At 66.6% G+C, this 24,183-nt stretch carries 21 protein-coding genes and 1 tRNA gene; 9 read left to right on the top strand and 13 right to left on the bottom strand.

Translation table 11 applies throughout. The features are described 5' to 3' along the window. Nucleotides 1-99 precede the first annotated feature (99 nt). On the top strand, nt 100-1,878 hold the full coding sequence (locus LH128_RS18925) for a cation:proton antiporter domain-containing protein (RefSeq protein WP_008831288.1): 1,779 nt from the start codon (nt 100-102) through the stop codon (nt 1,876-1,878). Here LH128_RS18925 and LH128_RS18920 read toward each other — a convergent pair. After that, nucleotides 1,875-2,351, bottom strand: coding sequence for an Lrp/AsnC family transcriptional regulator (locus LH128_RS18920; protein ID WP_008831287.1), 477 nt, complete (start codon nt 2,349-2,351; stop codon nt 1,875-1,877). The genes LH128_RS18925 and LH128_RS18920 overlap by 4 nt on opposite strands. A 113-nt stretch (nt 2,352-2,464) precedes the next feature. Here LH128_RS18920 and LH128_RS18915 point away from each other — a divergent pair, with 113 nt between their 5' ends. Continuing rightward, on the top strand, nt 2,465-3,403 hold the full coding sequence (locus LH128_RS18915; RefSeq protein WP_008831286.1) for a DMT family transporter: 939 nt from the start codon (nt 2,465-2,467) through the stop codon (nt 3,401-3,403). Nucleotides 3,404-3,436: 33 nt separating this feature from the next. On the opposite strand, the gene LH128_RS18910 is transcribed toward LH128_RS18915, so the two are convergent. The 7 genes from LH128_RS18910 to smpB form a co-directional block, all read right to left on the bottom strand. Then, the gene (locus LH128_RS18910; protein WP_008831285.1) at nt 3,437-4,369 is read right to left on the bottom strand and encodes a glutaminase; all 933 of its coding nucleotides are present in this window, start codon (nt 4,367-4,369) and stop codon (nt 3,437-3,439) included. A 106-nt stretch (nt 4,370-4,475) separates the two neighbouring features. After that, nucleotides 4,476-4,970 (bottom strand): hypothetical protein, encoded by a 495-nt coding sequence (locus LH128_RS18905; RefSeq protein ID WP_008831284.1) that lies wholly within the window; start codon nt 4,968-4,970, stop codon nt 4,476-4,478. Beyond that, entirely contained in the window at nt 4,967-7,615 is a 2,649-nt protein-coding gene (alaS, locus tag LH128_RS18900; RefSeq protein WP_008831283.1) for an alanine--tRNA ligase, read from the bottom strand. The genes LH128_RS18905 and alaS overlap by 4 nt, the downstream gene beginning before the upstream one ends. A gap of 682 nt (nt 7,616-8,297) precedes the next feature. Further along, on the bottom strand, nt 8,298-9,368 hold the full coding sequence (gene recA / locus LH128_RS18890; RefSeq protein ID WP_008831281.1) for a recombinase RecA: 1,071 nt from the start codon (nt 9,366-9,368) through the stop codon (nt 8,298-8,300). A gap of 122 nt (nt 9,369-9,490) precedes the next feature. After that, complete coding sequence (locus tag LH128_RS18885; RefSeq protein ID WP_008831280.1) at nt 9,491-11,926, bottom strand: hybrid sensor histidine kinase/response regulator; 2,436 nt, start codon at nt 11,924-11,926, stop codon at nt 9,491-9,493. A gap of 13 nt (nt 11,927-11,939) precedes the next feature. Further along, on the bottom strand, nt 11,940-12,527 hold the full coding sequence (locus LH128_RS18880; RefSeq protein ID WP_008831279.1) for a DUF2062 domain-containing protein: 588 nt from the start codon (nt 12,525-12,527) through the stop codon (nt 11,940-11,942). Nucleotides 12,528-12,533: 6 nt separating this feature from the next. Continuing rightward, nucleotides 12,534-13,016, bottom strand: a complete 483-nt coding sequence (gene smpB / locus LH128_RS18875; RefSeq protein ID WP_008831278.1) for an SsrA-binding protein SmpB — start codon at nt 13,014-13,016, stop codon at nt 12,534-12,536. Between the two features lie 225 nt (nt 13,017-13,241). Here smpB and LH128_RS18870 point away from each other — a divergent pair, with 225 nt between their 5' ends. After that, nucleotides 13,242-15,194, top strand: a complete 1,953-nt coding sequence (locus tag LH128_RS18870) for an alpha/beta hydrolase family protein (protein WP_008831277.1) — start codon at nt 13,242-13,244, stop codon at nt 15,192-15,194. Nucleotides 15,195-15,243: 49 nt separating this feature from the next. Here the strand turns inward: LH128_RS18870 and dapA are convergent, their stop codons facing one another. Then, on the bottom strand, nt 15,244-16,125 hold the full coding sequence (gene dapA, locus LH128_RS18865; RefSeq protein ID WP_008831276.1) for a 4-hydroxy-tetrahydrodipicolinate synthase: 882 nt from the start codon (nt 16,123-16,125) through the stop codon (nt 15,244-15,246). Between the two features lie 100 nt (nt 16,126-16,225). Between dapA and LH128_RS18860 the strand changes: the two genes are divergently transcribed. From LH128_RS18860 to LH128_RS18840, 5 genes are read left to right on the top strand one after another with little or no spacing between them, the layout of a single operon-like run. After that, complete coding sequence (locus tag LH128_RS18860) at nt 16,226-18,217, top strand: lytic transglycosylase domain-containing protein (protein ID WP_008831275.1); 1,992 nt, start codon at nt 16,226-16,228, stop codon at nt 18,215-18,217. Between the two features lie 19 nt (nt 18,218-18,236). Then, nucleotides 18,237-18,533: a hypothetical protein gene (locus tag LH128_RS18855; RefSeq protein WP_008831274.1), complete on the top strand. Its 297-nt coding sequence runs from the start codon at nt 18,237-18,239 to the stop codon at nt 18,531-18,533. A 30-nt stretch (nt 18,534-18,563) separates the two neighbouring features. Continuing rightward, the gene (gene greB, locus LH128_RS18850; protein ID WP_036523799.1) at nt 18,564-19,043 is read left to right on the top strand and encodes a transcription elongation factor GreB; all 480 of its coding nucleotides are present in this window, start codon (nt 18,564-18,566) and stop codon (nt 19,041-19,043) included. Then, nucleotides 19,040-19,816 carry a TSUP family transporter gene (locus LH128_RS18845; protein ID WP_248005939.1) on the top strand — a complete coding sequence of 259 codons (777 nt, stop codon included), beginning with the start codon at nt 19,040-19,042 and terminating at the stop codon, nt 19,814-19,816. The genes greB and LH128_RS18845 overlap by 4 nt, the downstream gene beginning before the upstream one ends. Then, nucleotides 19,817-20,311: a hypothetical protein gene (locus tag LH128_RS18840; RefSeq protein WP_008831271.1), complete on the top strand. Its 495-nt coding sequence runs from the start codon at nt 19,817-19,819 to the stop codon at nt 20,309-20,311. Nucleotides 20,312-20,364: 53 nt separating this feature from the next. Here the strand turns inward: LH128_RS18840 and LH128_RS18835 are convergent, their stop codons facing one another. After that, nucleotides 20,365-21,036 carry an outer membrane protein gene (locus LH128_RS18835; RefSeq protein WP_037520291.1) on the bottom strand — a complete coding sequence of 224 codons (672 nt, stop codon included), beginning with the start codon at nt 21,034-21,036 and terminating at the stop codon, nt 20,365-20,367. Between the two features lie 290 nt (nt 21,037-21,326). Here LH128_RS18835 and rlmN point away from each other — a divergent pair, with 290 nt between their 5' ends. Beyond that, nucleotides 21,327-22,655, top strand: a complete 1,329-nt coding sequence (gene rlmN, locus LH128_RS18830; protein ID WP_008831269.1) for a 23S rRNA (adenine(2503)-C(2))-methyltransferase RlmN — start codon at nt 21,327-21,329, stop codon at nt 22,653-22,655. 148 nt (nt 22,656-22,803) lie between these two features. On the opposite strand, the gene LH128_RS18825 is transcribed toward rlmN, so the two are convergent. The 3 genes from LH128_RS18825 to LH128_RS18815 all read right to left on the bottom strand — a co-directional run bounded on the left by LH128_RS18825 (nt 22,804) and on the right by LH128_RS18815 (nt 24,183). Next, nucleotides 22,804-23,586 carry a LysR family transcriptional regulator gene (locus LH128_RS18825; protein WP_008831268.1) on the bottom strand — a complete coding sequence of 261 codons (783 nt, stop codon included), beginning with the start codon at nt 23,584-23,586 and terminating at the stop codon, nt 22,804-22,806. A 37-nt stretch (nt 23,587-23,623) separates the two neighbouring features. After that, on the bottom strand, nt 23,624-24,022 hold the full coding sequence (apaG, locus tag LH128_RS18820) for a Co2+/Mg2+ efflux protein ApaG (RefSeq protein WP_008831267.1): 399 nt from the start codon (nt 24,020-24,022) through the stop codon (nt 23,624-23,626). 86 nt (nt 24,023-24,108) lie between these two features. Next, nucleotides 24,109-24,183, bottom strand: a tRNA-Asn gene (locus LH128_RS18815).

Genomic DNA, 24,183 nt, shown 5'->3' with positions numbered 1-24,183 from the left:
GACGGGTCTATAACCAGCGCTTCGCTGAACGCCAAGTGAAGTTGCGCAAGAGTGGACAGCGCAATTGTCGCAAGCCGCTACAACCTCTAGGCTTCCCGCATGGCAGGCAGCAGCGATCTCTATTCCCCGATGATGTCCGACGCCCTGGTGATCCTGGGCGCGGCAGGCATCGTCATCCCGGTGTTCAACCGGTTCCGCATCACGCCCGTCATCGGCTTTATTCTCGTCGGCCTGCTGGTCGGTCCGTTCGGGCTCGGCCGCCATGTGTTCGACCATCGCTGGCTGCATTACATCACCATCACCGACCCGGACGGGCTGGATATCTTCGCCGAATTCGGCATCATCCTGCTGCTGTTCTCGATCGGTCTGGAGCTGTCCTTCGCCCGCCTGTGGGAGATGCGGCGCATGGTCTTCGGGCTGGGCTCGCTCGAACTGATCGTCATCGCCGCCTCGCTGACCTTCATCCTCGCGGCGATCGGCCAGAGCTTCTCGGGCGCCATGGCGCTGGGTCTCGCGCTCGCGCTGTCGTCCACCGCACTGGTGCTCAAGATCACCGAGACGACCACGCCGGTCGGCAAGGCCGCACTGGCGATGCTGCTGTTCGAGGATATCGCCCTCGTCCCCATCATCTTCCTGCTCGGCGCGCTCGGCCCGCACACCGGGGACGGTGTCAGCGACCTGCTCAACACCCTGTTATGGGGCACCGTGGTGGTCGGCGGCCTGCTGATCTTCGGCCGCTACCTGCTGCCGCCACTGTTCGCGCAGGCCGCTCGCACCAAGAGCCCCGAACTGTTCCTCGCCGCGAGTTTGCTGGTGGTGATCGTCGCCTCGCTGGCGACCGCCGCCGCCGGGCTTTCCCCCATAGTCGGCGCCCTCGTCGCCGGGCTGTTGATCGCCGAGACCGAGTACCATTCCGAGGTCGAGCAGATCACCGAACCGTTCAAGGGCCTCGCCCTCGGCGTCTTCCTGATCACCATCGGCATGAGCATCGACCTCTATGTCGTCTGGGAAAACCTCGCCTCGATCCTGATCGCAACAGTAGTGGTCATCGTGCTCAAATCGGTGGTGACCGGCGTGATGCTGCGGGTGATGGGCGCCCGGCGCGGCACTGCGACCGAAGCGGGCATCCTCATGTCGAGCCCTTCGGAGACTACGCTGATCGTGCTGACCGCGGCCAGCACCGCCCAGTTGATCCAGCCCGGCACGGCGCAGTTCTGGCAGATCGTCACCGCGCTCGGCCTGACGGTGACCCCGCTCCTGGCAATGGCCGGCAAGGTCATGGGCAAGCGCGTGGACGGGGCCGAGACGCCGCACCGTCCCGCCGACGATGCCACGCGGCCGCGCACGCTGATCGTCGGATTCGGCCGCGTCGGCCACCTTGTCGCCGACATGCTGACCCGGCACGGGCGGCCCTATCTCGCGATCGACAGCGACGCCGACCTCGTCGCCCACGGCCGGCGCCTCGGCTACACCGTCGCCTTCGGCAACGCGGGTCGCGGCGACGCCCTGGTGCGGCTCGGCGCGGCGGAGGCGGCGGCGGTGATCCTCACCATGGACGAGCCCGTCACCGCCCAGCGCATCGTGCGCAAGTTGCGCCTGCAGTTCCCCGACCTGCCGATTCTCGCCCGCGCCCGCGACGCCGACCATGCCGCCCAGCTCTACCGCGCCGGAGCCAGCTATGCCGTGCCCGAAACGCTGGAAAGTTCGCTGCAACTTTCCGAGGCCGCGCTCGTCGAAACCGGCGTCGCGATGGGACCGATCATCGCCTCGATCCACGAAAAGCGCGACGAATTCCGCGAGATGATCATGGAACGCGGCGGCCTTTCGGAGAAGCCCTCGCTGAAATCCGGCCAGCTGCGTGAGGCGGAAAGAGCTTAGGGAACAACCACTTCCGCGCCGCTCTTGACCCGGTCGAGGGCGACCAGCGTGCGGAAGCTAGCCACCCATTCGTGGTCGGAAAACAGCCGCCGCGTCAGCACTTCGTAGGCGCTCATGTCCGTAGTGACGACCACCAGAACGAAGCTGGTGCCACCGGTCGTATAGTAGCATTGCTGCACTTCGGGCGTCTCGCGGAACAGCGCTTTGGCGCGGTCTATGCTGGCGGTTCGCTCGTCGCGCAGGAACACCTCGACGATCGCGGTGACCGTCAGCGAGAGCGCCGCCGGATCGACCAGCGCGACGTTGGCGGCGATCGTACCCGACTGCTCCATCGCCGCGATTCGCCGCTGCACCGCCGCCGCCGAGAGGTTCACCGCCTCCCCGATCGCGCGCTGCGGCGTCTTGTTGTCACGCTGCAGGATTCGCAGGATTTCACGGTCGAAGGCGTCGAGCGGGGCGGTCTTCTTGGGCATATGCGAGTTTTTGTTGCGTTTCACCGCTAAATCAAGAGCGCACAACCCGCTGCCCAAGTGATATTCGCTCACGGCACATAACGGCACTCAGCGGCACATAAAGCTACCACACGATGACCACAGGCACGGCAATCCCCACTGACAACCGCCTGACCGGCGTGCTCTGCGGCATCGGCGCGGGTGCCTTGTGGGGCCTCGTGTTCCTCGCCCCCGAACTGGCGAGCAGCTTCTCCCCCCTCCAGCTGAGCATCGGCCGCTACTTGTGTTACGGAGCCGCATCAGCCGTGCTGATCGCCCCGCGCCGCCGCCAGGTCTTCTCAGCACTGACCCGGCGCGAGTGGTGGAGCCTCGCCTGGCTCGCCGTGCTCGGCAACACCGCCTACTTCGTGTTCCTCGCCAGCGCCGTGCAGTCAGGCGGGGTCGCCATGACCTCGCTGGTGATCGGCTTCCTGCCCGTAGCGGTGACCATCGTGGGCAGCCGCGACCATGGTGCCGTGCCGCTGCGCCGCCTTGCACCCTCGCTGCTGCTCTGCGCCGGAGGAGCGGTCTGCATCGGTTGGCAGGCGCTGGCCTCGCCCGCCTCCGGATCGACGACCGCGCAACTGACCGGCCTCGCCTGCGCCGTCGGTGCCCTCGCCTCGTGGACCACGTTCGCGATCGGCAATGCCCGCTGCCTCGTGCGCACCAAAGTCTCGGTCTATGAGTGGAACCTGCTGACCGGCCTCGTCACCGGAGCGCAGGCCCTGCTCCTCCTCCCCGTCTCGCTCGTGCTGGAGGACTGGCGCCGCCCGGCCCCCGAATGGCTGACTTTCGCGGCCGTCTGCGTCGCCGTCGCGCTCCTGGCCTCGATTCTCGGCAATGCGCTGTGGAACCGGATGAGCCGCCTGCTGCCACTCACCCTCGTCGGCCAGATGATCCTGTTCGAAACGCTGTTCGCGCTGATCTACGGCTTCGCATGGGAAGGTCGCCTGCCGACGCCGATGGAACTGGCGGCCTTCACGCTAGTCGTAGCGAGCGTGGTCACCTGCCTTTCGGCGCATCGCCGCCCCTGATTCGTCATTGGTGGAAAGCCCCACCTCAAGGACCTATCCCCTCGGCTCGAACACCGACCATCCCGTGCGGTGGACAAGCTGTTCCAGCGCCAGTTGCCCGAGGTGCGAGTTGCCCGCCTCGTTCAGCCCCGGCGACCACACCGCAATGCTGGCGATCCCCGGAGCCACCGAAAGGATGCCGCCCCCGACCCCCGACTTGCCCGGCAGGCCGATGCGATAGGCGAAGTCGCCCGAATTGTCGTAGTGCCCGCAGGACATCATCAGCGCATTGATGCGCCGCGCCCGCCGTGCAGTGACCACCCGGTGCCCCTCCACACGCCCGTCCCCCATCAGGAAGCGCCCCGCCATTGCCAGCTGCCGACAGCTCATCGCCAGCGCGCAGAAGTGGAAATAGGTGCCCAGCACCAGTTCCACGTCGCCATGGATGTTCCCGAAGGCGCGCATGTAGTTGGCGAGCGCCATGTTGCGAAAGCCGGTCTCCTGCTCGGCGCGGGCGACGGTCTCGTCGATGCGGATCGTATCGTCGTCGCCCGCCAGTTCGCGCACGAAACGCAGCATCTGCCCGATCGCCTCGCGCGGCTGCAACCGGCCAAGCAGCACATCGCATACCACGATAGCCCCGGCGTTGATGAAGGGATTGCGCGGAATGCCGTGCTCGGTTTCCAGTTGCACGATGGAGTTGAACGCCGACCCCGAAGGCTCGCGGCCCACCCGGTTCCACAACTGGTCCCCCACCGCGCCCAATGCCAGCGTCAGCGCGAAGACCTTGGAGATCGACTGGATCGAAAACGCCTCGTCCGCATCGCCTGCGGCGTGAACCGTGCCGTCGGCCGTGACCACGGCGATGCCGAACTTGTCGGCCGGAACCGACGCGAGCGGCGGAATATAGGAGGCGACGGTGCCGCGCTCGGCAATGCCGCGCATTTCCTCGGCGATATCGGCGACGACCCGGGCAATCGGCTCCATGTAATCTCCCGTCGTCCCGGGCTTGACCCGGAACCGCTGGCCGTGAACGACCCACCTTGCCGCGCGCGCAGCCCGGTCTCACCTAAAGACCGCCACCGGTCCCGGATCAAGTCCGGGGCGACGTCTCATCTGCGCCTGCCCGCCACGCGCAGCATGCTCCGGTGAGGAACCAGACGGCGAAACTCAGCCAGAACCCTATGAACGGCGCGGTCACGCCATCAAGCGGATAGAGCGTCGCCCTCCAGAATGCCCAAAGGCCGCCCATGACGGCCAGCCCCGCATATCCGGGGTGGTAGACCGCAATGCCGTCTTTCGGGGCGAGGCGCCACCGCATTCGGCGATTGCCCGGCTCCGGCGACCAGATCGCGAACGCCAGACGCATGAAGATATAAAGCCCCGCCAGTGCGAACAACGGCGCCGAAAGCTCCAGAAGCGGGATGTAATCGTTGAAGCAGTCGTCGAAATCGCCGGTAAAGCTCCGCCCGCGACACTGAACCTGATGCTTCGCCAAGCCACCGAAGAAAGGCATGAACGAGGACGCCAGCCACAACCCGCAGCCTGCAAAGGCCAGAGTCTTGCGGACGCCCTCCTTCAGAATCACCCCGCCAGCGCCGCCTTCACCGCCGCGATGGCGTCCGCCGCCTTGTCACCGTCGGGCCCGCCGCCCTGCGCCATGTCGGCGCGGCCGCCGCCGCCCTTGCCGCCGAGCGCCTCGACGCCCTTGCGCACGAGTTCCACGGCGCTGACGGTGCCGGTGAGGTCTTCAGTGACGGCAGCGGCGATGCTCGCCTTGCCCTCGTTCACCGCGACGATCGCCGCCACGCCCGAACCGAGGCGCTGCTTGGCTTGATCGAGCAGCCCGCGCAGTTCCTTCGGGTCGAGCCCTTCGAGCACCTGGCCGGAGAACTTGACGCCGTTCACGTCCTCGTCAGCCGCCTCGGCCTTCGCGCCGCCGCCGCCAAGAGCCAGCGCCTTCTTCGCCTCGGCCAGTTCGCGCTCCAGCTTGCGGCGTTCGTCGAGCAGCGCGGCGACGCGGGCTTCCACGTCCTCCGGCGTCGTGCGCAGCAAGCTGGCGGCGTTCTTGAGCGCGTCTTCGCGGCCAACCAGCCACTGGCGCGCGCCCTCGCCGGTCATCGCCTCGATACGGCGCACACCCGAGGACACCGCGCTTTCCGATACGATGCGGAACACGCCGATGTCGCCGGTGGCGCGCACGTGGGTGCCGCCGCAAAGCTCGACCGAATAGGTGCGATCGCCGGAATGGCGGCCCATCGAGAGTACGCGGACTTCGTCGCCGTACTTCTCGCCGAACAGCGCCATGGCGCCCGCCTCGATGGCATCGTCCGGCGTCATCAGGCGGGTGAGCACCTGTTCGTTGGCGCGAACTTCGGCGTTAACCTCGGCCTCGATCGCGGCGATGTCCTCTTCGGTCAGCGCCTTGGGGTGCGAGAAGTCGAAGCGCAGGCGATCGGCCGCGACCAGCGAGCCCTTCTGCGTGACATGGTCGCCCAGACGGCCGCGCAGCGCCGCATGCAGCAGGTGCGTCGCCGAGTGGTTCGCGCGCACCGCATCGCGGCGCTCGACGTTGACCGTCATGGCGACGGCATCACCGACCTTGATCGTGCCCGCCTCGACCGTGCCGCTCATCGCGTGCAGGCGGCCGAGCGGCTTGGCGGTGTCGATCACGGTGATCTTGAGGCCGTTCGCGCCGGAGATCGAGCCGCGATCGCCTTCCTGACCACCCGATTCGCCGTAGAACGGGGTCTGGTTAGTGAGCACGACGACCGCGTCGCCCGCGCTCGCCGACTGGACTTCCTTGCCGTCCTTCACCAGCGCCACGACCTGGCCTTCGCCGGTGGTCGAGGTGTAGCCGGTGAACTCGCTGGCGCCTTCGCGCTCGGCGATGTCGAACCACACTTCGCTGTCGGCGGCCTGGCCCGAGCCCTTCCACGCAGCGCGCGCGGCGGCCTTCTGCTGCGCCATGGCGGCATCGAAGCCCGCCTTGTCGACGGCGATGCCGCGCGAACGCAGGGCGTCTTCGGTCAGGTCATAGGGGAAGCCGAAAGTGTCGTAGAGCTTGAACGCGGTTTCGCCCGGAAGTTCGCCGCCCTCGCCCATGCCGGCAGTCGCCTCGTCGAGCAGCTTGATGCCGTTCGACAGGGTGCGGCGGAACTGTACTTCCTCGCGCTCCAGCGTCTCTTCGATCAGCGGCTGCGCGCGGCCGAGTTCGGGATAGGCCTGGCCCATCTCGGCGACCAGCGCGGGCACCAGGCGGTGCATCAGCGGATCGCGCGCGCCCAGCAGGTGCGCATGGCGCATGGCGCGGCGCATGATGCGGCGCAGGACATAGCCGCGGCCCTCGTTCGAAGGCAGCACGCCATCGGCCAGCAGGAAGCTGGTCGAGCGCAAGTGGTCGGCGATCACGCGGTGGCTGGCGCGAGTGTCACCCTCGGCGGGAACGCCGGTCAGGCTTTCCGACGCGGCGATCAGCGCCTTGAAGGTGTCGATGTCGTAGTTGTCGTGGACGCCCTGCATGACGGCGGAGATGCGCTCCAGACCCATGCCGGTGTCGATCGAGGGCTTGGGCAGGTTGCCGACGATCTCGCCCGCAGACTGCTCGAACTGCATGAACACGAGGTTCCAGATCTCGATGAAGCGGTCGCCATCCTCTTCCGGCGATCCCGGAGGGCCGCCCCAGATGTGGTCGCCATGGTCGAAGAAGATTTCCGAGCACGGACCGCACGGACCTTCGTCACCCATCGCCCAGAAGTTGTCCTTCGTGGGGATGCGGATGATCTTCTGCTCAGGCAGACCGGCGATCTTCTTCCACAAGTCGAAGGCTTCGTCGTCGGTATGATAGACGGTGACCAGCAGCTTCTCGACCGGCAGGCCCCACTCCTTCGTCAGCAGCGTCCATGCATGGGTGATCGCCTGCTCCTTGAAGTAATCGCCGAACGAGAAATTGCCGAGCATCTCGAAGAACGTGTGATGGCGCGCGGTGTAGCCGACGTTGTCGAGATCGTTGTGCTTGCCGCCCGCGCGAACGCATTTCTGCGAGGACGTCGCGCGCGGCGTGGCGCGTGTTTCCAGGCCGGTGAACACGTTCTTGAACGGCACCATGCCCGCATTGACGAACATCAGCGTCGGATCGTTGTAAGGAACGAGCGGTGCGGAGCGCACGGCCTCATGACCATTGCTGGCGAAGTAGTCGAGGAAGGACCGGCGGATGTCGTTCGTAGTCTGCATGATTTGCGCCGATAATGGACACCGCGCGCGGCGGCAAGCGGGAGTCTGCGGTCAGACTGGTCGGGAATTGCGATGATACGCCGGTTTTTGCACCATAGTGGCGGGCGGGTTACGGAAGAAGGGAAGAAGACGCAGGGGAGCATAGCCCCCCTGCACCCCCGTTACCTGTCGTCGCCGCGCGTGCAGCAGTCTTGGGTACGCATTGCCTTCGTGGATCATGGTGCCGCGGGCCATTTCGACATGGAAGGCGGTTTCGCCGCGGAAAGCGCATGACTGTGAACGATTCTCTGCGTGAGCACTGCAAGCGCTTCAGTCGTATATTCAGAAGATGTCCAAGATCGAACAATCCCTCGCCCTGCCCTTGCGGCGCCTGACCAATCCCATCCAACTGAGCATCGGCGCCGCCGTGACAGTAGCCGGTACCATCCTGGCCTTGGCCCACCTCTAATTTCTTCCATCATTCGTCATTGCGAGCGCAGCGAAGCAATCCAAGGCCGCGTAAACCGCCATGGATTGCTTCGCTGCGCTCGCAATGACGAGGACTTTGCCCGACAGCCCAACGCCGCTGCAAGGCACAAGGCCGACAGTCCCGGGAGCGCGAGGGTGTTAACCCTCGCATTTCTCCTTCAACTTCCTACCGAAACAAAAAACCCCGACATTCCTGCCGGGTTTTTTTGTCGGATCAGGCGTCGTCCTCGGAAGGTCCGACCATCATTTCCTCCGCCAGACCGTCGGTCTTGGTGCGGATCGCCTTCTCGAGACGATCGCAGACTTCGGGGTTGGTCTTGAGGTAGGTCTTGGCGTTCTCACGCCCCTGCCCGATGCGGATCGAATCGTAGCTGAACCATGCGCCCGACTTCTCGACGAGGCCGGCCTTGACGCCGAGGTCGAGGATTTCGCCGATCTTGGAGACGCCTTCGCCGTACATGATGTCGAATTCGACCTGCTTGAACGGCGGGGCGACCTTGTTCTTGACGATCTTGACGCGGGTGGCGTTGCCGACGACTTCGTCGCGGTCCTTGATCGCGCCGGTGCGGCGGATGTCGAGGCGGACCGAGGCGTAGAACTTGAGCGCGTTACCGCCCGTGGTCGTCTCCGGGTTGCCGTACATGACGCCGATCTTCATGCGCAGCTGGTTGATGAAGATCACCATGCAGCGCGAGCGGCTGATCGAACCGGTCAGCTTGCGCAGCGACTGGCTCATCAGGCGGGCCTGGAGGCCGACGTGGCTGTCGCCCATCTCACCTTCGATTTCGGCGCGAGGGACGAGGGCGGCGACCGAGTCGACCACCAGCACGTCGATCGCGTTCGAACGCACCAGCGTATCGACGATTTCCAGCGCCTGCTCACCGGTGTCGGGCTGCGAGACGATCAGTTCGTCGATGTTGACGCCCAGCTTCTTGGCATAGACCGGGTCGAGCGCGTGTTCGGCGTCGATGAAGGCGGCGGTGCCGCCGGTCTTCTGCGCTTCGGCGATGCAGTGCAGCGCGAGCGTGGTCTTGCCCGAGCTTTCCGGGCCGTAGATTTCGATCACGCGGCCGCGCGGCAGGCCGCCGACGCCGAGTGCGATATCCAGACCGAGCGAGCCGGTGGAGATCGCTTCGACCTGCATGGTCTCCTTCGAGCCCAGCTTCATCGCGGAGCCCTTGCCGAACGCCTTGTCGATCTGTGCGAGCGCGGCTTCGAGCGCCTTCTGACGGTCCATGGAGTCCTTTTCCTTGCCTTCCTGGATCAGCTTGAGCTGAGCGGCCATATTACTTACCTCCTGCTACCTAGCTGACCGGAAAGGTCAACGTCACGAAGCGACCTGTACTCGCTTCGTTCCACCAGAACAAGATAGGAACTTCGGCAGATTTCCGTTTTTTAACGCGGGAATCAGCCCTTGGCGGTCTGCGCCAGAACTTCCCCGACTTTTTCGGAGAGCTGCTGGACCGAGAACGGCTTGGGCATGAACCAGGCGTTGGGGATGCCGATCTGCTTGCGCAGCTGCTCCTCCGCATAGCCCGACATGAACAGCACCGGCAGGTCGGGCGCGAAGCGGCGAATCTCGCGCGCCATGGCTGGACCGTCGAGCGTGGGCATGACGACGTCGGAGACGACGAGGTCGAACTGGCCGCCCTCCTCCACCAGTTCGAGGCCTTCTTCGCCGTCGCGCGCGCAGGTGACCTGGTAGCCCTGCCGGGTGAGCGCGCGTTCGGCGACGATGCGCACCGGGTCCTCATCCTCGACCAGCAGAATCGAACCGCCGCCCGCCCACTGCGTCGGCGGCGGGGTGGGGGCGACGATCGCCTTTTCAGGGAGACTGCCGGGGGTCGCATGGTGGACCGGGAGATAGACGGTGAAGCGCGTGCCGCCGCCTTTGCCATTTTGGCCCACGTCGGTCTCGGCGAAGATGAAGCCGCCCGACTGCTTGACGATGCCGTAGACGGTCGAGAGGCCGAGGCCGGTGCCCTTGCCCTGCTCCTTGGTGGTGAAGAACGGCTCGAAGATCTTGCCGAGGATTTCGGGCGGGATGCCGCCGCCGGTATCCTCGACGATGAGCGCGGTGTACTCGCCCGCCGGGATGATCTCGGACCGCATCGCGCGCACGTCGGTGGTGGTGATGCGGCGGGTCGCGAGCGTCAGCTTGCCCGCACCGTCGCCGCGCGATTGCATGGCGTCGCGGGCGTTGACGCACAAGTTGACGATGACCTGCTCGAGCTGCGTCGGGTCGGCGCGGACGGGGCCGAGATCGCGGTCGTGGGTGACGGCAAGCTGGATTTTCTCGCCGATCAGGCGGCGCAGCATCTGCGAGACGTCGGCGACGACGTCGGGCACCTGGATTACCTCGGGCCGGAGCGTCTGCTGGCGCGAGAAGGCGAGCAACTGGCGGGTCAGCGAGGCGGCGCGGTTGGAGTTGGCGCGGATCTGCTGGATGTCGTCATAGTCCGAATCGCCCGGCGTATGGCGCATCAGCATGAGGTCGCAGGTGCCGAGAATGGCGGTGAGCACGTTGTTGAAATCGTGCGCGACGCCGCCCGCAAGCTGGCCCACCGCCTGCATCTTGGTGGCCTGTGCTACCTGACGCTTGAGGCGCATTTCCTCAGAGGTATCGGTAAGCCCGAGCAACACGGCGGCATCGCCAAGGCCGCGCACGCCCGCGAGGCTGAGCGAGACGGGATCATCCGGCTGACTGGTCAGGCGGATCGCGAGGTCTCCCGCCGCAGCCGGGCCTTGCGCGAAGCGACGGATCGCTTCGGACAGCGCGCGCTTGTCATCCTTGACGACGAGGTCGGTCGGGTAGGTCGGCGGTTCCTGCCCTTCGTGGCCGGCCGCGCGCATGAAGGCCGGGTTGGCGAAGAGGAGGCGTCCGTCGCGGTCGGCCATGGCGAGGCCAAGCGGGAGCTGGCTGAGAAGTGCCTCCAGATGCGGCGCGGAGCCGGTGCCGCCGCCTCCGGTGCCGATGCCCTGCGAGGCCTCGACCACGAGCATCAGCGACGGGGTCGTGTTGGGGTCGGCCTCGTCGGTACGGTCAGGGTCGGTGACGGGGACGTGATAGAGCACCAGCGCGCCGCCGCGTCCGCCATCGCGCGCCCAGCCGATCCGCTCGCCCTCCTCCTGGCCGAGCAGCGCGACGAAGTCGGCGCCGGTCATGTCGGCATGGGCATCACCGGTGGCGCGCAGGGCGAAACCGGCGCTCGCGGCGCGGATAGTGCCGTCGGGATCGACCAGCGCGGCGGCGATGCCCGCCTTGGAAAGGCCGCGTCCCAGCTTGCCATCAAGCTGCGCGACGAGTTCGCCGACCGGGTCGCTGGAGCCGATGGCGCCGATGCGCCAGACGAGGAAGTCGTCGCCCCTGCCGGTGCGGCGCACGTCTGCGCGCCAGTGGACGCCGTCCTCGTTGGCGATCTCGGCCGTGCCGTGACCGTCGCGCCAGGCGCGACGAGTGGCTTCGGCGAGGCGTTCGAGCGAGATCGGCAGAACCGGCAGGCTGGGCGGCGCGGCAGCGGGGCCGAACCAGTTCTCGAAACAGGAATTGGCGCAAGTCAGGCGCCCGGCACGGTCGGTGACGGCGATCGCCATGTCGGCGCGCTCGATCCCGGCGACGGTGACCGACCAGTCGGGCTGGGCGAACTCGACCTCGGCGGCGGGCGCGCGGCGGCGGGCGAGCGCCCATGCGCCTGCACCGAACACGAGGATTGCGGCGAGGAACGTCGCCATCAGCAGCACGTCGCCCGAGACGACCCAGATCAGCACGGCGCTCAGAAGCAGGGCTCCGACGACGACGAGGACGTCAGTGCGCAGTCCGGGGCGCTGTATGCCAGAGTTCATGCAGAGACTTCATTCATGCGGGGGTTTCCGTGGGGGTTTCGATGCGATCCCGTTTCGGCCGCAGGCGACGAGCGCGGTGCTTGTGGCCGATCCACCAGCGCCAGAACCACAAGGTCAGGAAATAGCTGACGAAAGCGGCGATGACCGACTGGATGAACAGGCCGATCACCACGGCGGGCGCGGTATCGGAAAGCAGCCAGTGCCACCACTGCTGGAAACCCGCGCCTTCGCGCACCATCGCGTTCACCGTGGCGATGTCGGCGTGATAGCCGAAGCTGTTGCCGATCGAGACCGCGAGCGGGAGGATGATCAGCAGCGTCGTGAACGGATTGGAGATGAAGGTCACCGCCGCCGCGAGCGGGATGTTGCCGCGAAACGGCACGCACATCAGCGCCGCGCCGACGATCTGTACGCCCGGAATCAGCGCGAAGATGCCGATGAACATGCCCACCGCCATGCCGCGCGGGACCGAGCGGCGGGTGAAGCGGAACAGTTCCTGCCGCCTTGCGAAAGGCGCGGTGAAGCGATTCCCCTCAAGCTGGGCGTGAGTGGGCATCTGCCGGTGCAGCCACACGGACATGCGGTGGAGGATTGCGCTCATCCCGGCTCAGCCGTGGTCGCGCATGATGCGGGCCTGGTCGCGCTTCCAGTCGCGGTCCTTGATCGTCTGGCGCTTGTCAGCGGCGTTCTTGCCCTTGGCGAGCGCCAGTTCGACCTTCGCGCGGCCCCGGCTGTTGAAGTAGATCGACAGCGGCACGAGCGTCATGCCCTTGCGCTCCACCGCGCCCTGCAGACGGGAGATTTCCCGTTCGTGCAGCAGCAGCTTGCGGGGGCGCTTGGGCGTGTGGTTGAAACGGTTGCCGTGGCTGAATTCAGGCACGTTGGCGTTGACCAGCCAGCATTCGCCGCCGCGAATCTCGGCGAAGGATTCAGCGATCGAACCCTCGCCGAAACGGAGCGACTTCACTTCGGTGCCGGTGAGTGCGATGCCGGCCTCGAACTTGTCCTCGATATAATAGTCGAACCGTGCCTTGCGGTTTTCCGCAACGGTCTTGAACTTGTCGAATACGGAGTTTTGAGGGCGTGCCATGATCAGCCGCATGTAGGGACAAGACGGCGAAAAGAAAACGCCCCTTTGATCCGGTTCAGCGCGAGAAATCCTCCACGCGCCACGAAGCGGCCGAACCGGATGGACAGCCGCGCCCGCGAATGAACGGCGCGGTTAACGGATTGTCATCGCCTTCCGGATCAACCTTGCGTTGCAAACGCCCGGAATTGCGGGAATATCGCGTACAAATTCGGGGGAATTTCTCATATGCGCACAGTCCTGCGGGCGGCCGTTCCGACCGCCCTTCTCCTCCTGCAAGTGCTGCCGGCAGCTTCGGCGGCGACGGTCGAACCGCCACCGCTCAATGCCTATGGAGAACTGCCCCGCGTGGAGGATGCCGCCCTCTCGCCTGACGGCGGTTCCATCGCCAGCGTCGCCCAGTCCCAGGGCGAACGCCGGATCCTGGTGGTCACCCGGGACGGCAAGGTTCGCTTCAACGCCGCCAGCGGCACCAACAAGATACGGCGGATCGACTGGGCCGATGCCGACACCGTGCTCCTCACCAACAGCGCCACCGTGCCGCTGTTCGGCTTCACCGCCGACAAGGTGGAGATGAACGGCACCGTGCTGATCCCGCTCAAGGCGGGCAACGAGACCGGGCTGGTCTTCGGCAAGAACCGCGCGATCGTGAATGCCACGCGCGGCCGCTATGGCCTGCGCACCATCGGCGGGCGCACGGTAGGTTTCTTCGGCGGCATCGCACTCGACACCACCACCCGTGGCGAGCCGAGTTGGAAGCACGGGCGCACGACGCTCTACGCCGTCGACATCGCCACCAACAAACCGCGCGTGGTCGCTCCTCCTGCCGCGGAAAACCATTATCGCGACTGGCTCGTCGATGCCTCGGGCACGGTCTCGGTCACGCTCGACATCGCGGAGGAAAGCGGCCTGTGGACGATCGACACGCTGCGCGGAAAGGAACTGGTGCGCGGCGTCGACCCGACCGGCGACGTCAGCCTCGTCGCCTTCGGGCGCGGCGGGGCGAGCGTGATCTACCAGATCGAGGACAAGGACGGCGTCCAGCATTGGTTCGAAGTGCCCCTCGCCGGGGGAACGCCTCAGGAGTATCTGCCCGGCATCGCCATCGATCGCCTTTTCGTAGACCGCACCACCGGCATCCTCATCGGCTACCGCACGATGGAGGAAGTGCCGCGCACGGTCATGGACGATCCTGTGCAGCAGCACGCCATCACCCGCATCTTCAAAGCCTTCGCGGGCAGGCAGGTTGACCTGATCGACTGGACGCCGGGCTTCTCCAAGGTCCTGCTGCGCACCAGCGGCAACCAGGACAGCGGCACCTGGTATCTCGTCGACGTCGCGCAGCGCCGGGCCGATCCGGTCGGCGACGAAAGGCCAAGCATCGCTCCCGAGCAGGTCGGACCGATCTCGGCCATCGACTACAAGGCGCAGGACGGGCTGGAGATGGACGGCATCCTCACGCTGTCACCGGGACGCGAGGCCAAGGGACTGCCGCTCGTCGTGCTGCCCCACGGCGGCCCGGCCGCCTACGACAAGCCTGCGTTCGACTGGTGGGCGCAGGCTTTCGCCTCGCGCGGGTATGCCGTGTTCCAGCCCAACTTCCGGGGCTCGACCGGACGCGGAGACGCCTTTCGCCATGCCGGTGACGGCGAGTGGGGCCGCAAGATGCAGACCGATATTTCAGACGGCCTCGCCGAACTGGCCGGGCGCGGCATCGTCGATCCGAAGCGGGCCTGTATCGTCGGCGCGAGCTACGGCGGCTATGCCGCACTGGCCGGGGTGACGATCCAGCATGGGCTCTACAAGTGCGCGGTCTCGGTGGCGGGCGTCGCCGACATCAAGCTGATGTACGACACCGATCTTCGCGAAAGCGGGGGGTCCAAGATGCTGGGCCGTTCACTGGTCGAGCAACTCGGCGACCGCAAGGGCTTCGACGCCGCATCGCCGCGCCGCTTCGCCGCACGGGCCGATGCGCCTGTGCTGCTGATCCACGGCAAGGACGATACGGTCGTCCCCTACCGCCAGAGCCTGGTCATGGCCGATGCGCTGAAGGATGCCGGTAAGCCCTACGAACTGGTCACGCTGGCAGGCGAGGACCACTGGCTCTCGCGCGAGGAGACCCGCAAGCAGATGCTGGCAGCGGCGATGCGCTTCGTTCAGCAGCACAATCCAGCGGAGTGAGGCGAAAAGGCGCGGCGCCCCAGACTTGTGCCGGGGCCCCGCGGAAGCCTTACACCAGCCCGGCGTGGACCAAGGCCTCGTCCACGGACTTCATCGCCGCTTCGCCGCACGTGACGAGCGGCAGGCGCAGTTCGTTTTCGATCCAGTCGTGGACTTGCGCCAGCGCGTACTTGCACGGCCCCGGCGAGCTGTCCTCGAACATGGCGTAGTGCAGCGGGTAGAGGCGGTCGTTCAACTCGCGCGCCTTCTCCAGATCATTGGCGGCGCAGGCGGCCTGGAACTCGGCGCAGAGCGCGGGCGCGACGTTGGCGGTCACCGAAATGCAGCCGACGCCGCCCGCCGCATTGAACGGCAGGGCCAGTTCGTCATCGCCGCAAAGCTGCACGAAGTCCTTGCCGATGCCCATGCGGTGGTCGGTCACGCGGCTGAGGTCGCCGCTCGCGTCCTTGATCGCGATGAAGCGCCCCGGGAAGCGGCGGGCGAGTTCGCAGACCGTCTCGGGCAGCAGGTCGGTGACGGTGCGGCCGGGCACGTTGTAGAGCACGATCGGCAAGTCGTTGTTCTCGGCAAGGTAGCTGAAGTGCGCCAGCAGGCCCGCCTGGCTCGGGCGGTTGTAGTAAGGCGCGACCAGCAGCGCGGCGGCCGCGCCGCACTTCTTCGAGAAGTTCATGTGCAGCAGCGCGTTCATCGTGTCGTTGCTGCCGCATCCGGCGATGATCGGCACGCGGCCCGCCGCCTGCTCGATGCAGACTTCGATGACGCGGTGGTGTTCGGCGTTGGACAGCGTCGAGTTCTCACCCGTGGTGCCGCAGGGGACGAGCGCCGAGGAGCCCGATTCGATCTGCCAGTCGACGAGGCGGCGGAAAGCCTGTTCGTCGAACGCCCCGTCGCGAAACGGTGTGACAAGCGCGGGAATCGAGCCGGAGAACATGGACTTTACCTCTTAGCGATGCTCAATGATCGCTCAGCCGGGGAACAACCCCGCTTGCCGAACGTCACGTTCAGCGCCTGATAAGGAGCCTCTTGAGAAAATGTCCAGCATGTTGCGCGCCCCCCACCTGCTGCTGAGCATTTCTTTCACCGTTTTTGCCGTTCCCGCACTCGCCCAGTCAACGTCGCCCTACGGGACGCCGGACGGCCGCGAATGGGATGCGGCAAGGGCGCAGTCGATGCAGACGCACGACATGAACGTCCACCAGTCGATCGACCAGTGGAAGCTGCTGAGCGCCAACGACCGCATGGGCTTCGCCGCCTATACCTCGTTCCTGCTGACGTATCCGGGCTATCCGCAGCAGGACAAGATCAGGGGCTATGCCGAAAAGGCGCTGCTGACCGAATCGCCCTCGGCCCAGGCGGTGATCGGCTATTTCGACCGCTTCGCCCCGATCGGCAGCCGCGCGGCGGGCCGCTATGCCGTGGCGCTCTCGACGATGCGCCGCGCGGATGCCGCGACCAATGCCGTCGCCGCCTGGCGCATGGGGGCGCTGATCGATTCGGACGAGGCCGCCCTCCTCGGCCTTTATCGAGGCCAGTTCACCGCCGCCGATCACGACGCGCGCATGGATGCGCTGCTGTGGCAGGGCGAAACCGCGCAGGCCGAGCGGCAGATTTCCTTCGTCTCGGCCGCCCGCCGCGCCGAGTTCATGGAGCGCCTGACGCTGCTGCAAGGCTCCGCCCCGGGCACGCTGGGGATGAGCCTGCCCTCCGGCATCGCGTCCGACCCCGGCTATATCTACAACCGCGCGGTGCAGGCGCGCCGTTCGGGCAACAGTGCGGGTGCGGTGAGCCTGCTCGCCAATCGCCCGCCGCTGTCGCGCCCGGTAGCCCAGCCCGAGCAGTGGGTGCGCGAACTGCTCACCGCCGCGAAAGCCGCCGACGCATCGAGCGCGGTGCGCATCGCCACCTCGATCGACGACGCCTTCGCCCCCGGCACCGACGTCAGCCGCCAGTCCTTCCGGGTGCGCGACGACTACACCACGTTGATGTGGCTGGGCGGGACCAAGGCATTGTGGAGCCTCTCCAGCCCGCGTCAGGCCGCACCGCTGTTCTACCGCTACGGCGCCGCCGCGCAGACGCCGGGCACGCGCTCCAAGGGCTTCTACTGGGCTGGCCGCGCCGCCGCGATGGGCGGCGACACGGCGGGCGCCAACCGCTACTTCGAGATGGCGGCGCAGTATCCGCAGTACTTCTACGGCCAGCTTTCGCTCGAACGGCTGAGCCGCCCGATCCCCAACCTCGACACCCGGCCGAGCGCGGTGCCGAGCATGGCCCAGCGCACCTCGTTCGCCTCGCTGCCGATCACGCGGGCGGTGCGCGACGTCGCCCGCGACGCCGACTGGCGCACCGGCGTGCAGTTCTACCGCGAGATCTCCAACCAGGCGCAGACCGCCGAGGACTACGTGCTCGTCGCCGATCTGGCGCGTGAGATCGGCCGCCGCGACCTCGCCGTCATCATGGGCCAGAGCGCGCATGCGGGCGGGTTCGACCAGTTCGGCAAGATCTCGTTCCCGCTGGTCCCGACCCCGCAGGGCACCGACTGGACGATGGTGCACGCCCTCGCCCGGCAGGAGAGCCAGTTCGCCCAGAACGCGCTCAGCCACGCGGGCGCGCGCGGGTTGATGCAGCTGATGCCCGGCACCGCGCGCGAGCAGGCGGGCAAGATGGGCCTCGCCTATGACGAAGGCGCGCTGATCAGCGATCCCAGCTACAACATCCTGCTGGGCGACGCCTACTTCCGCCGCGTGAAGGACTACTTCGGCGGTGCCCTGCCGCTGGCCATTGCCGCCTACAACGCCGGTCCCGGCAACGTGAACAAGTGGCTGCGCGCCAACGGCGATCCGCGCACCGGCTCCGTCGAGTGGCTCGACTGGCTGGAGCAGATCCCGATCTACGAGACCAAGAACTACGTCCAGCGCGTGCTGGAAAACGCCGTGGTCTACGAGACGATGTATCCGGAGAAGTCGGACTACAACGGCGCCAACAAGCTCTCGCGGCTGATGCCGGGCAAGCGCGCGCCGGGCTGATCGCCACGCCCGCCCGGTGATGTACCTCGAACATCTGCTGCTGGCGCTGGCGGTGCAGGTCCTCGTCGCCCGCCTGACCGGCAACTGGTGGACCGGCGCGGCGCTCGCAAGCGCCTATTTCATCGGGCGCGAGGCAGCGCAGGCGGAGTATCGCTGGATCGAGCAGTTCGGCCACGGCCTGCGCGCGAACATGCCGTGGTGGGGACCGTTCGATTTACGCGTCTGGCCCAAGCTGGACCAGTGGATCGACTGGATCGGCCCGCTCGTCGGCACCTGCGCGCTGGCATGGTTGATGACGCGCAAACGCCGCTTCTAATCGAGCCGCACTCGCCCTATCAGCGGCGACATGAAACCCGCCGGTCCTCCCATCTCTCCCACTGGCATGGCCGCCTTGCGCGCCCGCTACGACCACCTGCTCGGCAAGGAGCGCCCCGAGATCGTGGAGATCGTCTCGTGGGCGGCGGGCAACGGCGACCGCTCCGAGAACGGCGACTATCTCTACGGCCGCAAGCGCATGCGCGAGATCGACCGCGAACTGGCCTTCCTCGCCCGCCGCATGAAGGCGCTGCGGGTCGTCGATCCCGCCGACCAGACCGAGCGCGGCAAGGTCTTCTTCGGCGCCACCGTCGAACTCGCCGACGAGGACGACGAGCGCCTGACCATCACCATCGTCGGCGACGACGAACAGGACGCCTCCACCGGCCGCATCGGCTGGAGCGCCCCGATCGCCCGCGCCCTGCGCGGCGCAGGCGTGGGCGACTTGCGCATCGTGCGCCTGCCGTCCGGCGAGAAGGAGTGGGAGATCATGGCGGTGAGCTACCCATGATGGAGTTGAGCGTCGAAGCGATCGGCTTCCTCATCGCCATCGCCTTTCTTGCGGGCGGGGTCGACGCGCTGGCGGGCGGCGGCGGGCTGCTGACGATCCCAGCGCTGATGGCAGCGGGCATACCGCCCGTCTCTGCGCTGGCGACCAACAAGCTGCAGAGCACCATCGGCACGTCCTCCGCCTTCCTGACCTTCCACCGCGCCGGGCATGTCGACCTCAAGGCCTTCGCCTTTCCGGCGCTCGGCGCCTTCGTCGGCTCGGTGGCGGGCGGAACCGCGGTGCAGTTCGTCGATCCCAAGTTCCTCGCCGCCTTCGTGCCGGTGCTGCTGATCGCGATGGGCCTCTACTTCCTGCTCGCCCCGCCGATGAGCGAGGTCGATCGCCACGCCCGCGTCGGCCGCTTAGGGCTGACGCTGATCACCACCGGCATCGGTTTCTACGACGGCTTCTTCGGCCCCGGCACCGGCTCGTTCCTGACGACGGCGCTGGTGGCGCTGGGCGGACTTGGCCTCGTGCGCGCGATCGCCAATACCAAGTTCCTGAACCTGTCCACCAACGTCGCCGGGCTGCTGGCGATGATCGCGGGCGGCAAGGTGCTGTGGCTACTGGGCGCGGGCATGGCGGCGGCGAACGTCGCGGGCAACCAGGTCGGTGCGCGCCTCGCGATCCGCTACGGCGGCAAGGGCGTGCGGCCGCTGCTCGTCGTCATGTCCTTCGCGCTAACGGTGAAGCTGCTCTCCGACCCGAAGAACCCGCTGTGGAGCTTGTTCTGAATGCTTCGCTTCGCGGCTCTCCTGTCCCTGTCATGCCTTGCGCTCGCCCCCTCGGCACACGCCCGCGAGAGCCTCGGCCTCTACGGCACATGGGGCGCCTTTCGCGATCCGCTCGTCCCGCGCTGCTACGCCATCGCCAAGGCCGAGCCGAGCGCAAAGCGGCGTGACTACCAGCCCTACGCGGCGATCGGCACATGGCCGAGTCGCGGAGCGCGGGGGCAGGTGCATTTCCGGCTGTCGCGCAAGCTCGCGCAGAATGCGGTGATCACCCTTCGCGTCGGTGACAGGCGCCTGCAACTGACCGGCGGCGGCGGCGACGCATGGCCGCGCAGCGATGCCGACAACGCCGCGATCACCGCCGCCATGCGCTCGGCCCGCTCGATGACCATCGGTTCGCGCGACGACCGGGGGCTGCCTTTCGGCGATACGTATGTCCTGCCCGGCGCGGCTTCAGCCATGGACGCCGCGCTGATCGGCTGCGCCCGGCTCAGATAGAAGAAGGGCGGAGCCACGGCCCCGCCCTTCCCTCGCCATGAGGTCGTGAAACCTTAGAAGCGCACGCCCACGCCCGCCATGACCTGGTGACGGTCGAGGTCGAGGTTGAAGCGCTGGCTGTCGGGGATCTCGTTCGTGTAGTCGATCTCGCCCTTGCTGTAGTTCGAGTAGCGGTACTCGATCTTGGCGAAGACGTTGTTCGTCACCGCCTGCTCGACGCCCGCACCGATGCGCCAGCCGTCGGCATCGATGTCGCGATTGGTGTCGACCGTGCCGAAGGTGCTGCGAACGTCGAACTTGGCGTTCGTGTAGCCACCCTTGGCATAGAGCATCGTCTTCGGGCTGATCACGTAACCGACGCGCGCGCCGACGTAGAGATCACGGTTCGCCTTGACGTTGCCGAGGCCGAAGCCCTCGAACTCGCCGTCGTTGAAGCGGGTTTTGGCGGTGGACCAAGTCACTTCCGCCTCGGGGCCGACCACAAGGTTGCCCGCGCGGAAGTCGTAGCCCGCGCCGACGCCGTAGGTGAACCCGTCGACCGTCTTGTTGTTGTCCTCGTTGACGTCGTCGTCAACGCTGCTCCCCGCCTTGGTGGCGTCGTAGCCGCCCAGCGCCTCGACGTGGAACTGCGAAAACGGATCGACCGGTGCGACGTTCTGCGCGAAAGCCGGAGCGGCCGAGGCCATGGCGGTTCCTGCGGCGAGACAAACAAGGATCTTCTTCATAAACGGTACTCCAAAAACGATCCCGTGAGGCGGGCTGTTCCCGCTTGCCCATCGGGCTTCCAGCAAGCGGGTCGCCCCGCCTTGGACTGGTCAAAAGCGGATGGACCGCCCGGAGTTTCCTGAACCTAACACAACGAAAACGTTGATGTTTTTCGGCAACACTGCGTCGATGGATGGAGTATGTGGCGCGATGTGTGACGGGAACCTGACAAAGCGCTCGCCGTTCGCGCAGGCTCGCGCGGGCGCGCATCTTCCGTTTCGGGGCGATATGCACTATATGCCCGCCGATCATGTCAGAGCAGCACATCTCCACCGCAGCGGTCTCGACCGCCGCCGGCCTCACGCCGATCCCGGGCAACGTCGACCCGATGACCGTGGCGCGTCCCTCCCTGGTGGACGGCGTGACCCCGCGCGAAGACGGGCGCATCGACCTCATCGGCCTGCCCAAAAAGCGCATCGCCGAACTGTTCCAAGGCGCCGGGCTGGACGTGAAGGCCGCCAAGCTGCGCGCCAAGCAGGTCTATCACTGGCTCTACCACCGCGGCGTGACCGAGTTCGAGGCGATGACCGACATCGCCAAGACCATGCGCCCCTGGCTGGCCGAACGCTTCGTCATCGGCCGCCCGGAGATCGTGGAGGCGCAGCATTCCAGCGATGGCACCCGCAAGTGGCTGCTGCGCACGGCAGACGCGCACGACTTCGAGATGGTGTTCATCCCCGACGCCGATCGCGGGACGCTCTGTGTCTCCTCGCAGGTCGGCTGCACGCTCAACTGCCGCTTCTGCCACACCGGCACCATGCGCCTCGTGCGCAACCTGACCGTGGGCGAGATCGTCGGCCAGGTCATGTTGGCGCGCGATTCGCTCAGTGAGTGGCCCAAGAACGCCGAAGACAGTCGCCGCCTCGCCGCATTGATGGACGACATCGGTGACGACGATGACGAGGAAGGCGGCTACCACCCTAGCGGCCGCCTGCTGACTAACATCGTGATGATGGGCATGGGCGAGCCGCTCTACAACTTCGACAACGTGCGCGATGCGCTCAAGCTGGTGATGGACGGTGACGGCCTCGCCTTGTCGAAGCGCCGCATCACCCTCTCCACCTCGGGCGTGATCCCGCAGATGGAACGCTGCGGTGAGGAGATCGGCGTGAACCTTGCCGTCTCGCTTCACGCGGTGACCAAGGAAGTGCGCGACGAGATCGTGCCGGTGAACAAGAAGTACGGCATCGAGCAGCTGCTGCAAGCCTGCGCCGACTATCCGCGCGCCTCCAACGCCCGGCGCATCACCTTCGAGTACGTGATGCTCAAGGACAAGAACGACAGCGACGACGACGCGCGCGAACTGGTCCGCCTGCTCAAGCACTACAAGCTGCCCGCCAAGGTGAACCTGATCCCGTTCAACCCCTGGCCCGGCGCACCTTACGAATGCTCGACGCCCGAGCGCATCCGTTCGTTCTCGGAGATCGTGTTCCAGGGCGGCATTTCCGCGCCGGTGCGCACCCCGCGCGGACGCGACATCGATGCGGCCTGCGGCCAGCTCAAGACGGCAGCGGAAAAGAAGAGCCGCGCCGAGATCGACCGCCTGCTGGCGGAGAAGGAAGCGGCGCTGCTGGGCTGAGGGAAGCCCACCGCTGATGAATGATGAAAGCCCACCCCTGCCCCCTCCCGCCAGCGGGAGGGGAATGAGAGGTCTGTTCTGCCCTCCCGCTTGCGGGAGGGCCGGGAGACTTACGAGCGCAGCGAGTTAGTCGGACGGGGTGGGCAACTCACTCCGTCAGCGCCGCGACGAGTTCCTTGACTTTCTTCTGCCGCCACTGCGGCGTCGGCGCGACCAGCCAATAGCCACGACGGCTCGGCGTTGGCTCACCCACAGCCGCATCGCGCCCGGCGACGCCCGCCGCAAGCAGCGCCGGAATGCGCGCACGGCCGATCCCGGCCAGCGCGGCGGCGATCGCCTGCCCGGCATCGCTCACCACGACCGGCGGCTTGGCCTCTTCTCCCTCACCGTCCGGCTCGGGGTCGCCCGGCCAGCCGATCCAGTCGCCCGAGCCCACTTCGACCCATTCGGCGCTACCGAGCGCCACTCCCTCAAGATCGCCCGGCCCATCCGTCCAGCGCACCGCGAGGTCGAGGTTAGCTTCTGTGAAATCCGTCATCTCGCCATCGACCAGCACGTATCGCACTTGCGGATTAGCAGCGCGAAATGCGGCAAGGCGCGGCGCCAGCCAGGCGGCGAAGAACTCGCGCGGACAAGCGATGGTGTAGACGTGGCTCGACTGCCCTGCCTGCATCGCCTGCACGGCGTCCTCGAAATGGAGGAACCCGCTGCGCAGCGCGGCAAGACCGGCACCCGCCTCTTCGGTCAGTTCCAGCCCCTTGCTGGTGCGGCGGAACAGCACCACGCCGAGCAGGTCTTCCAGCGCGCGGATCTGCTGGCCGACGGCGGCGGGCGTCACCGCCAGTTCGTCGGCGGCGCGGGTGAAGGAGAGATGGCGCGCCGCTGCGTCGAAGACGCGCAGGGCGTTGAGGGGCAGGTGCGTGCGCTTCATGACGCTTCCCTAAGCGCCACAGTCGCGCGGGGCAATATCAGCCTGCGGTCGCGGGCGCAGCAAGCGGGAAGAAGGGGATGCTGGCGCGGAATTCGGTGCCGTCATCGCGGCGGAAGGTGTAATACCCCTCCATCGAACCCTGCGGCGTCGAGAGCGGGCATCCCGAGACGTAGTCGTGACTCCGGCCCGGTTCGAGCAACGGCTGTTCCCCGACGACGCCCTCACCCTCGACCACATCGACTTTGCCGTTGGCATCGGTGATGCGCCAGTGACGGGTCATCAGTTGCAGCGTGTGGTCGGTCTCGTTCTCGATCCGGATGTGATACACCCAGAACCATTTACCCGCCTCGATACGCGATTGCTCGGGCAGGAAATTGACGGCCACACGCACGGTGAGGCCGTCGGTGATCGCGGAGTGCTGGAACAGTTCCTTCATGACACGGGCAACCTAACCACGATTCTTTCAGGCTACAACCGTGTAGAAGTGAGCAGGTTCCGGCAATCTGCTCCGCTATCGGACTTTGGCTCCCCGAGTAGGATTCGAACCTACGGCCATTCGATTAACAGTCGAATGCTCTACCGCTGAGCTATCGGGGA

Source organism: Sphingomonas sp. LH128, from assembly GCF_000293195.2.
GTDB lineage: Bacteria > Pseudomonadota > Alphaproteobacteria > Sphingomonadales > Sphingomonadaceae > Novosphingobium > Novosphingobium resinovorum_A.
This window is presented reverse-complemented; position numbering and strand designations above follow the sequence as displayed.

Coding starts and splice junctions, on each gene's coding strand:
- LH128_RS18925 (WP_008831288.1), top strand. CDS start 100: ATGGCAGGCAGCAGCGATCTCTATTCCCCGATGATGTCCGACGCCCTG.
- LH128_RS18920 (WP_008831287.1), bottom strand. CDS start 2,351: ATGCCCAAGAAGACCGCCCCGCTCGACGCCTTCGACCGTGAAATCCTG.
- LH128_RS18915 (WP_008831286.1), top strand. CDS start 2,465: ATGACCACAGGCACGGCAATCCCCACTGACAACCGCCTGACCGGCGTG.
- LH128_RS18910 (WP_008831285.1), bottom strand. CDS start 4,369: ATGGAGCCGATTGCCCGGGTCGTCGCCGATATCGCCGAGGAAATGCGC.
- alaS (WP_008831283.1), bottom strand. CDS start 7,615: ATGCAGACTACGAACGACATCCGCCGGTCCTTCCTCGACTACTTCGCC.
- recA (WP_008831281.1), bottom strand. CDS start 9,368: ATGGCCGCTCAGCTCAAGCTGATCCAGGAAGGCAAGGAAAAGGACTCC.
- LH128_RS18885 (WP_008831280.1), bottom strand. CDS start 11,926: ATGAACTCTGGCATACAGCGCCCCGGACTGCGCACTGACGTCCTCGTC.
- LH128_RS18880 (WP_008831279.1), bottom strand. CDS start 12,527: ATGAGCGCAATCCTCCACCGCATGTCCGTGTGGCTGCACCGGCAGATG.
- smpB (WP_008831278.1), bottom strand. CDS start 13,016: ATGGCACGCCCTCAAAACTCCGTATTCGACAAGTTCAAGACCGTTGCG.
- LH128_RS18870 (WP_008831277.1), top strand. CDS start 13,242: ATGCGCACAGTCCTGCGGGCGGCCGTTCCGACCGCCCTTCTCCTCCTG.
- dapA (WP_008831276.1), bottom strand. CDS start 16,125: ATGTTCTCCGGCTCGATTCCCGCGCTTGTCACACCGTTTCGCGACGGG.
- LH128_RS18860 (WP_008831275.1), top strand. CDS start 16,226: ATGTCCAGCATGTTGCGCGCCCCCCACCTGCTGCTGAGCATTTCTTTC.
- LH128_RS18855 (WP_008831274.1), top strand. CDS start 18,237: ATGTACCTCGAACATCTGCTGCTGGCGCTGGCGGTGCAGGTCCTCGTC.
- greB (WP_036523799.1), top strand. CDS start 18,564: ATGAAACCCGCCGGTCCTCCCATCTCTCCCACTGGCATGGCCGCCTTG.
- LH128_RS18845 (WP_248005939.1), top strand. CDS start 19,040: ATGATGGAGTTGAGCGTCGAAGCGATCGGCTTCCTCATCGCCATCGCC.
- LH128_RS18840 (WP_008831271.1), top strand. CDS start 19,817: ATGCTTCGCTTCGCGGCTCTCCTGTCCCTGTCATGCCTTGCGCTCGCC.
- LH128_RS18835 (WP_037520291.1), bottom strand. CDS start 21,036: ATGAAGAAGATCCTTGTTTGTCTCGCCGCAGGAACCGCCATGGCCTCG.
- rlmN (WP_008831269.1), top strand. CDS start 21,327: ATGTCAGAGCAGCACATCTCCACCGCAGCGGTCTCGACCGCCGCCGGC.
- LH128_RS18825 (WP_008831268.1), bottom strand. CDS start 23,586: ATGAAGCGCACGCACCTGCCCCTCAACGCCCTGCGCGTCTTCGACGCA.
- apaG (WP_008831267.1), bottom strand. CDS start 24,022: ATGAAGGAACTGTTCCAGCACTCCGCGATCACCGACGGCCTCACCGTG.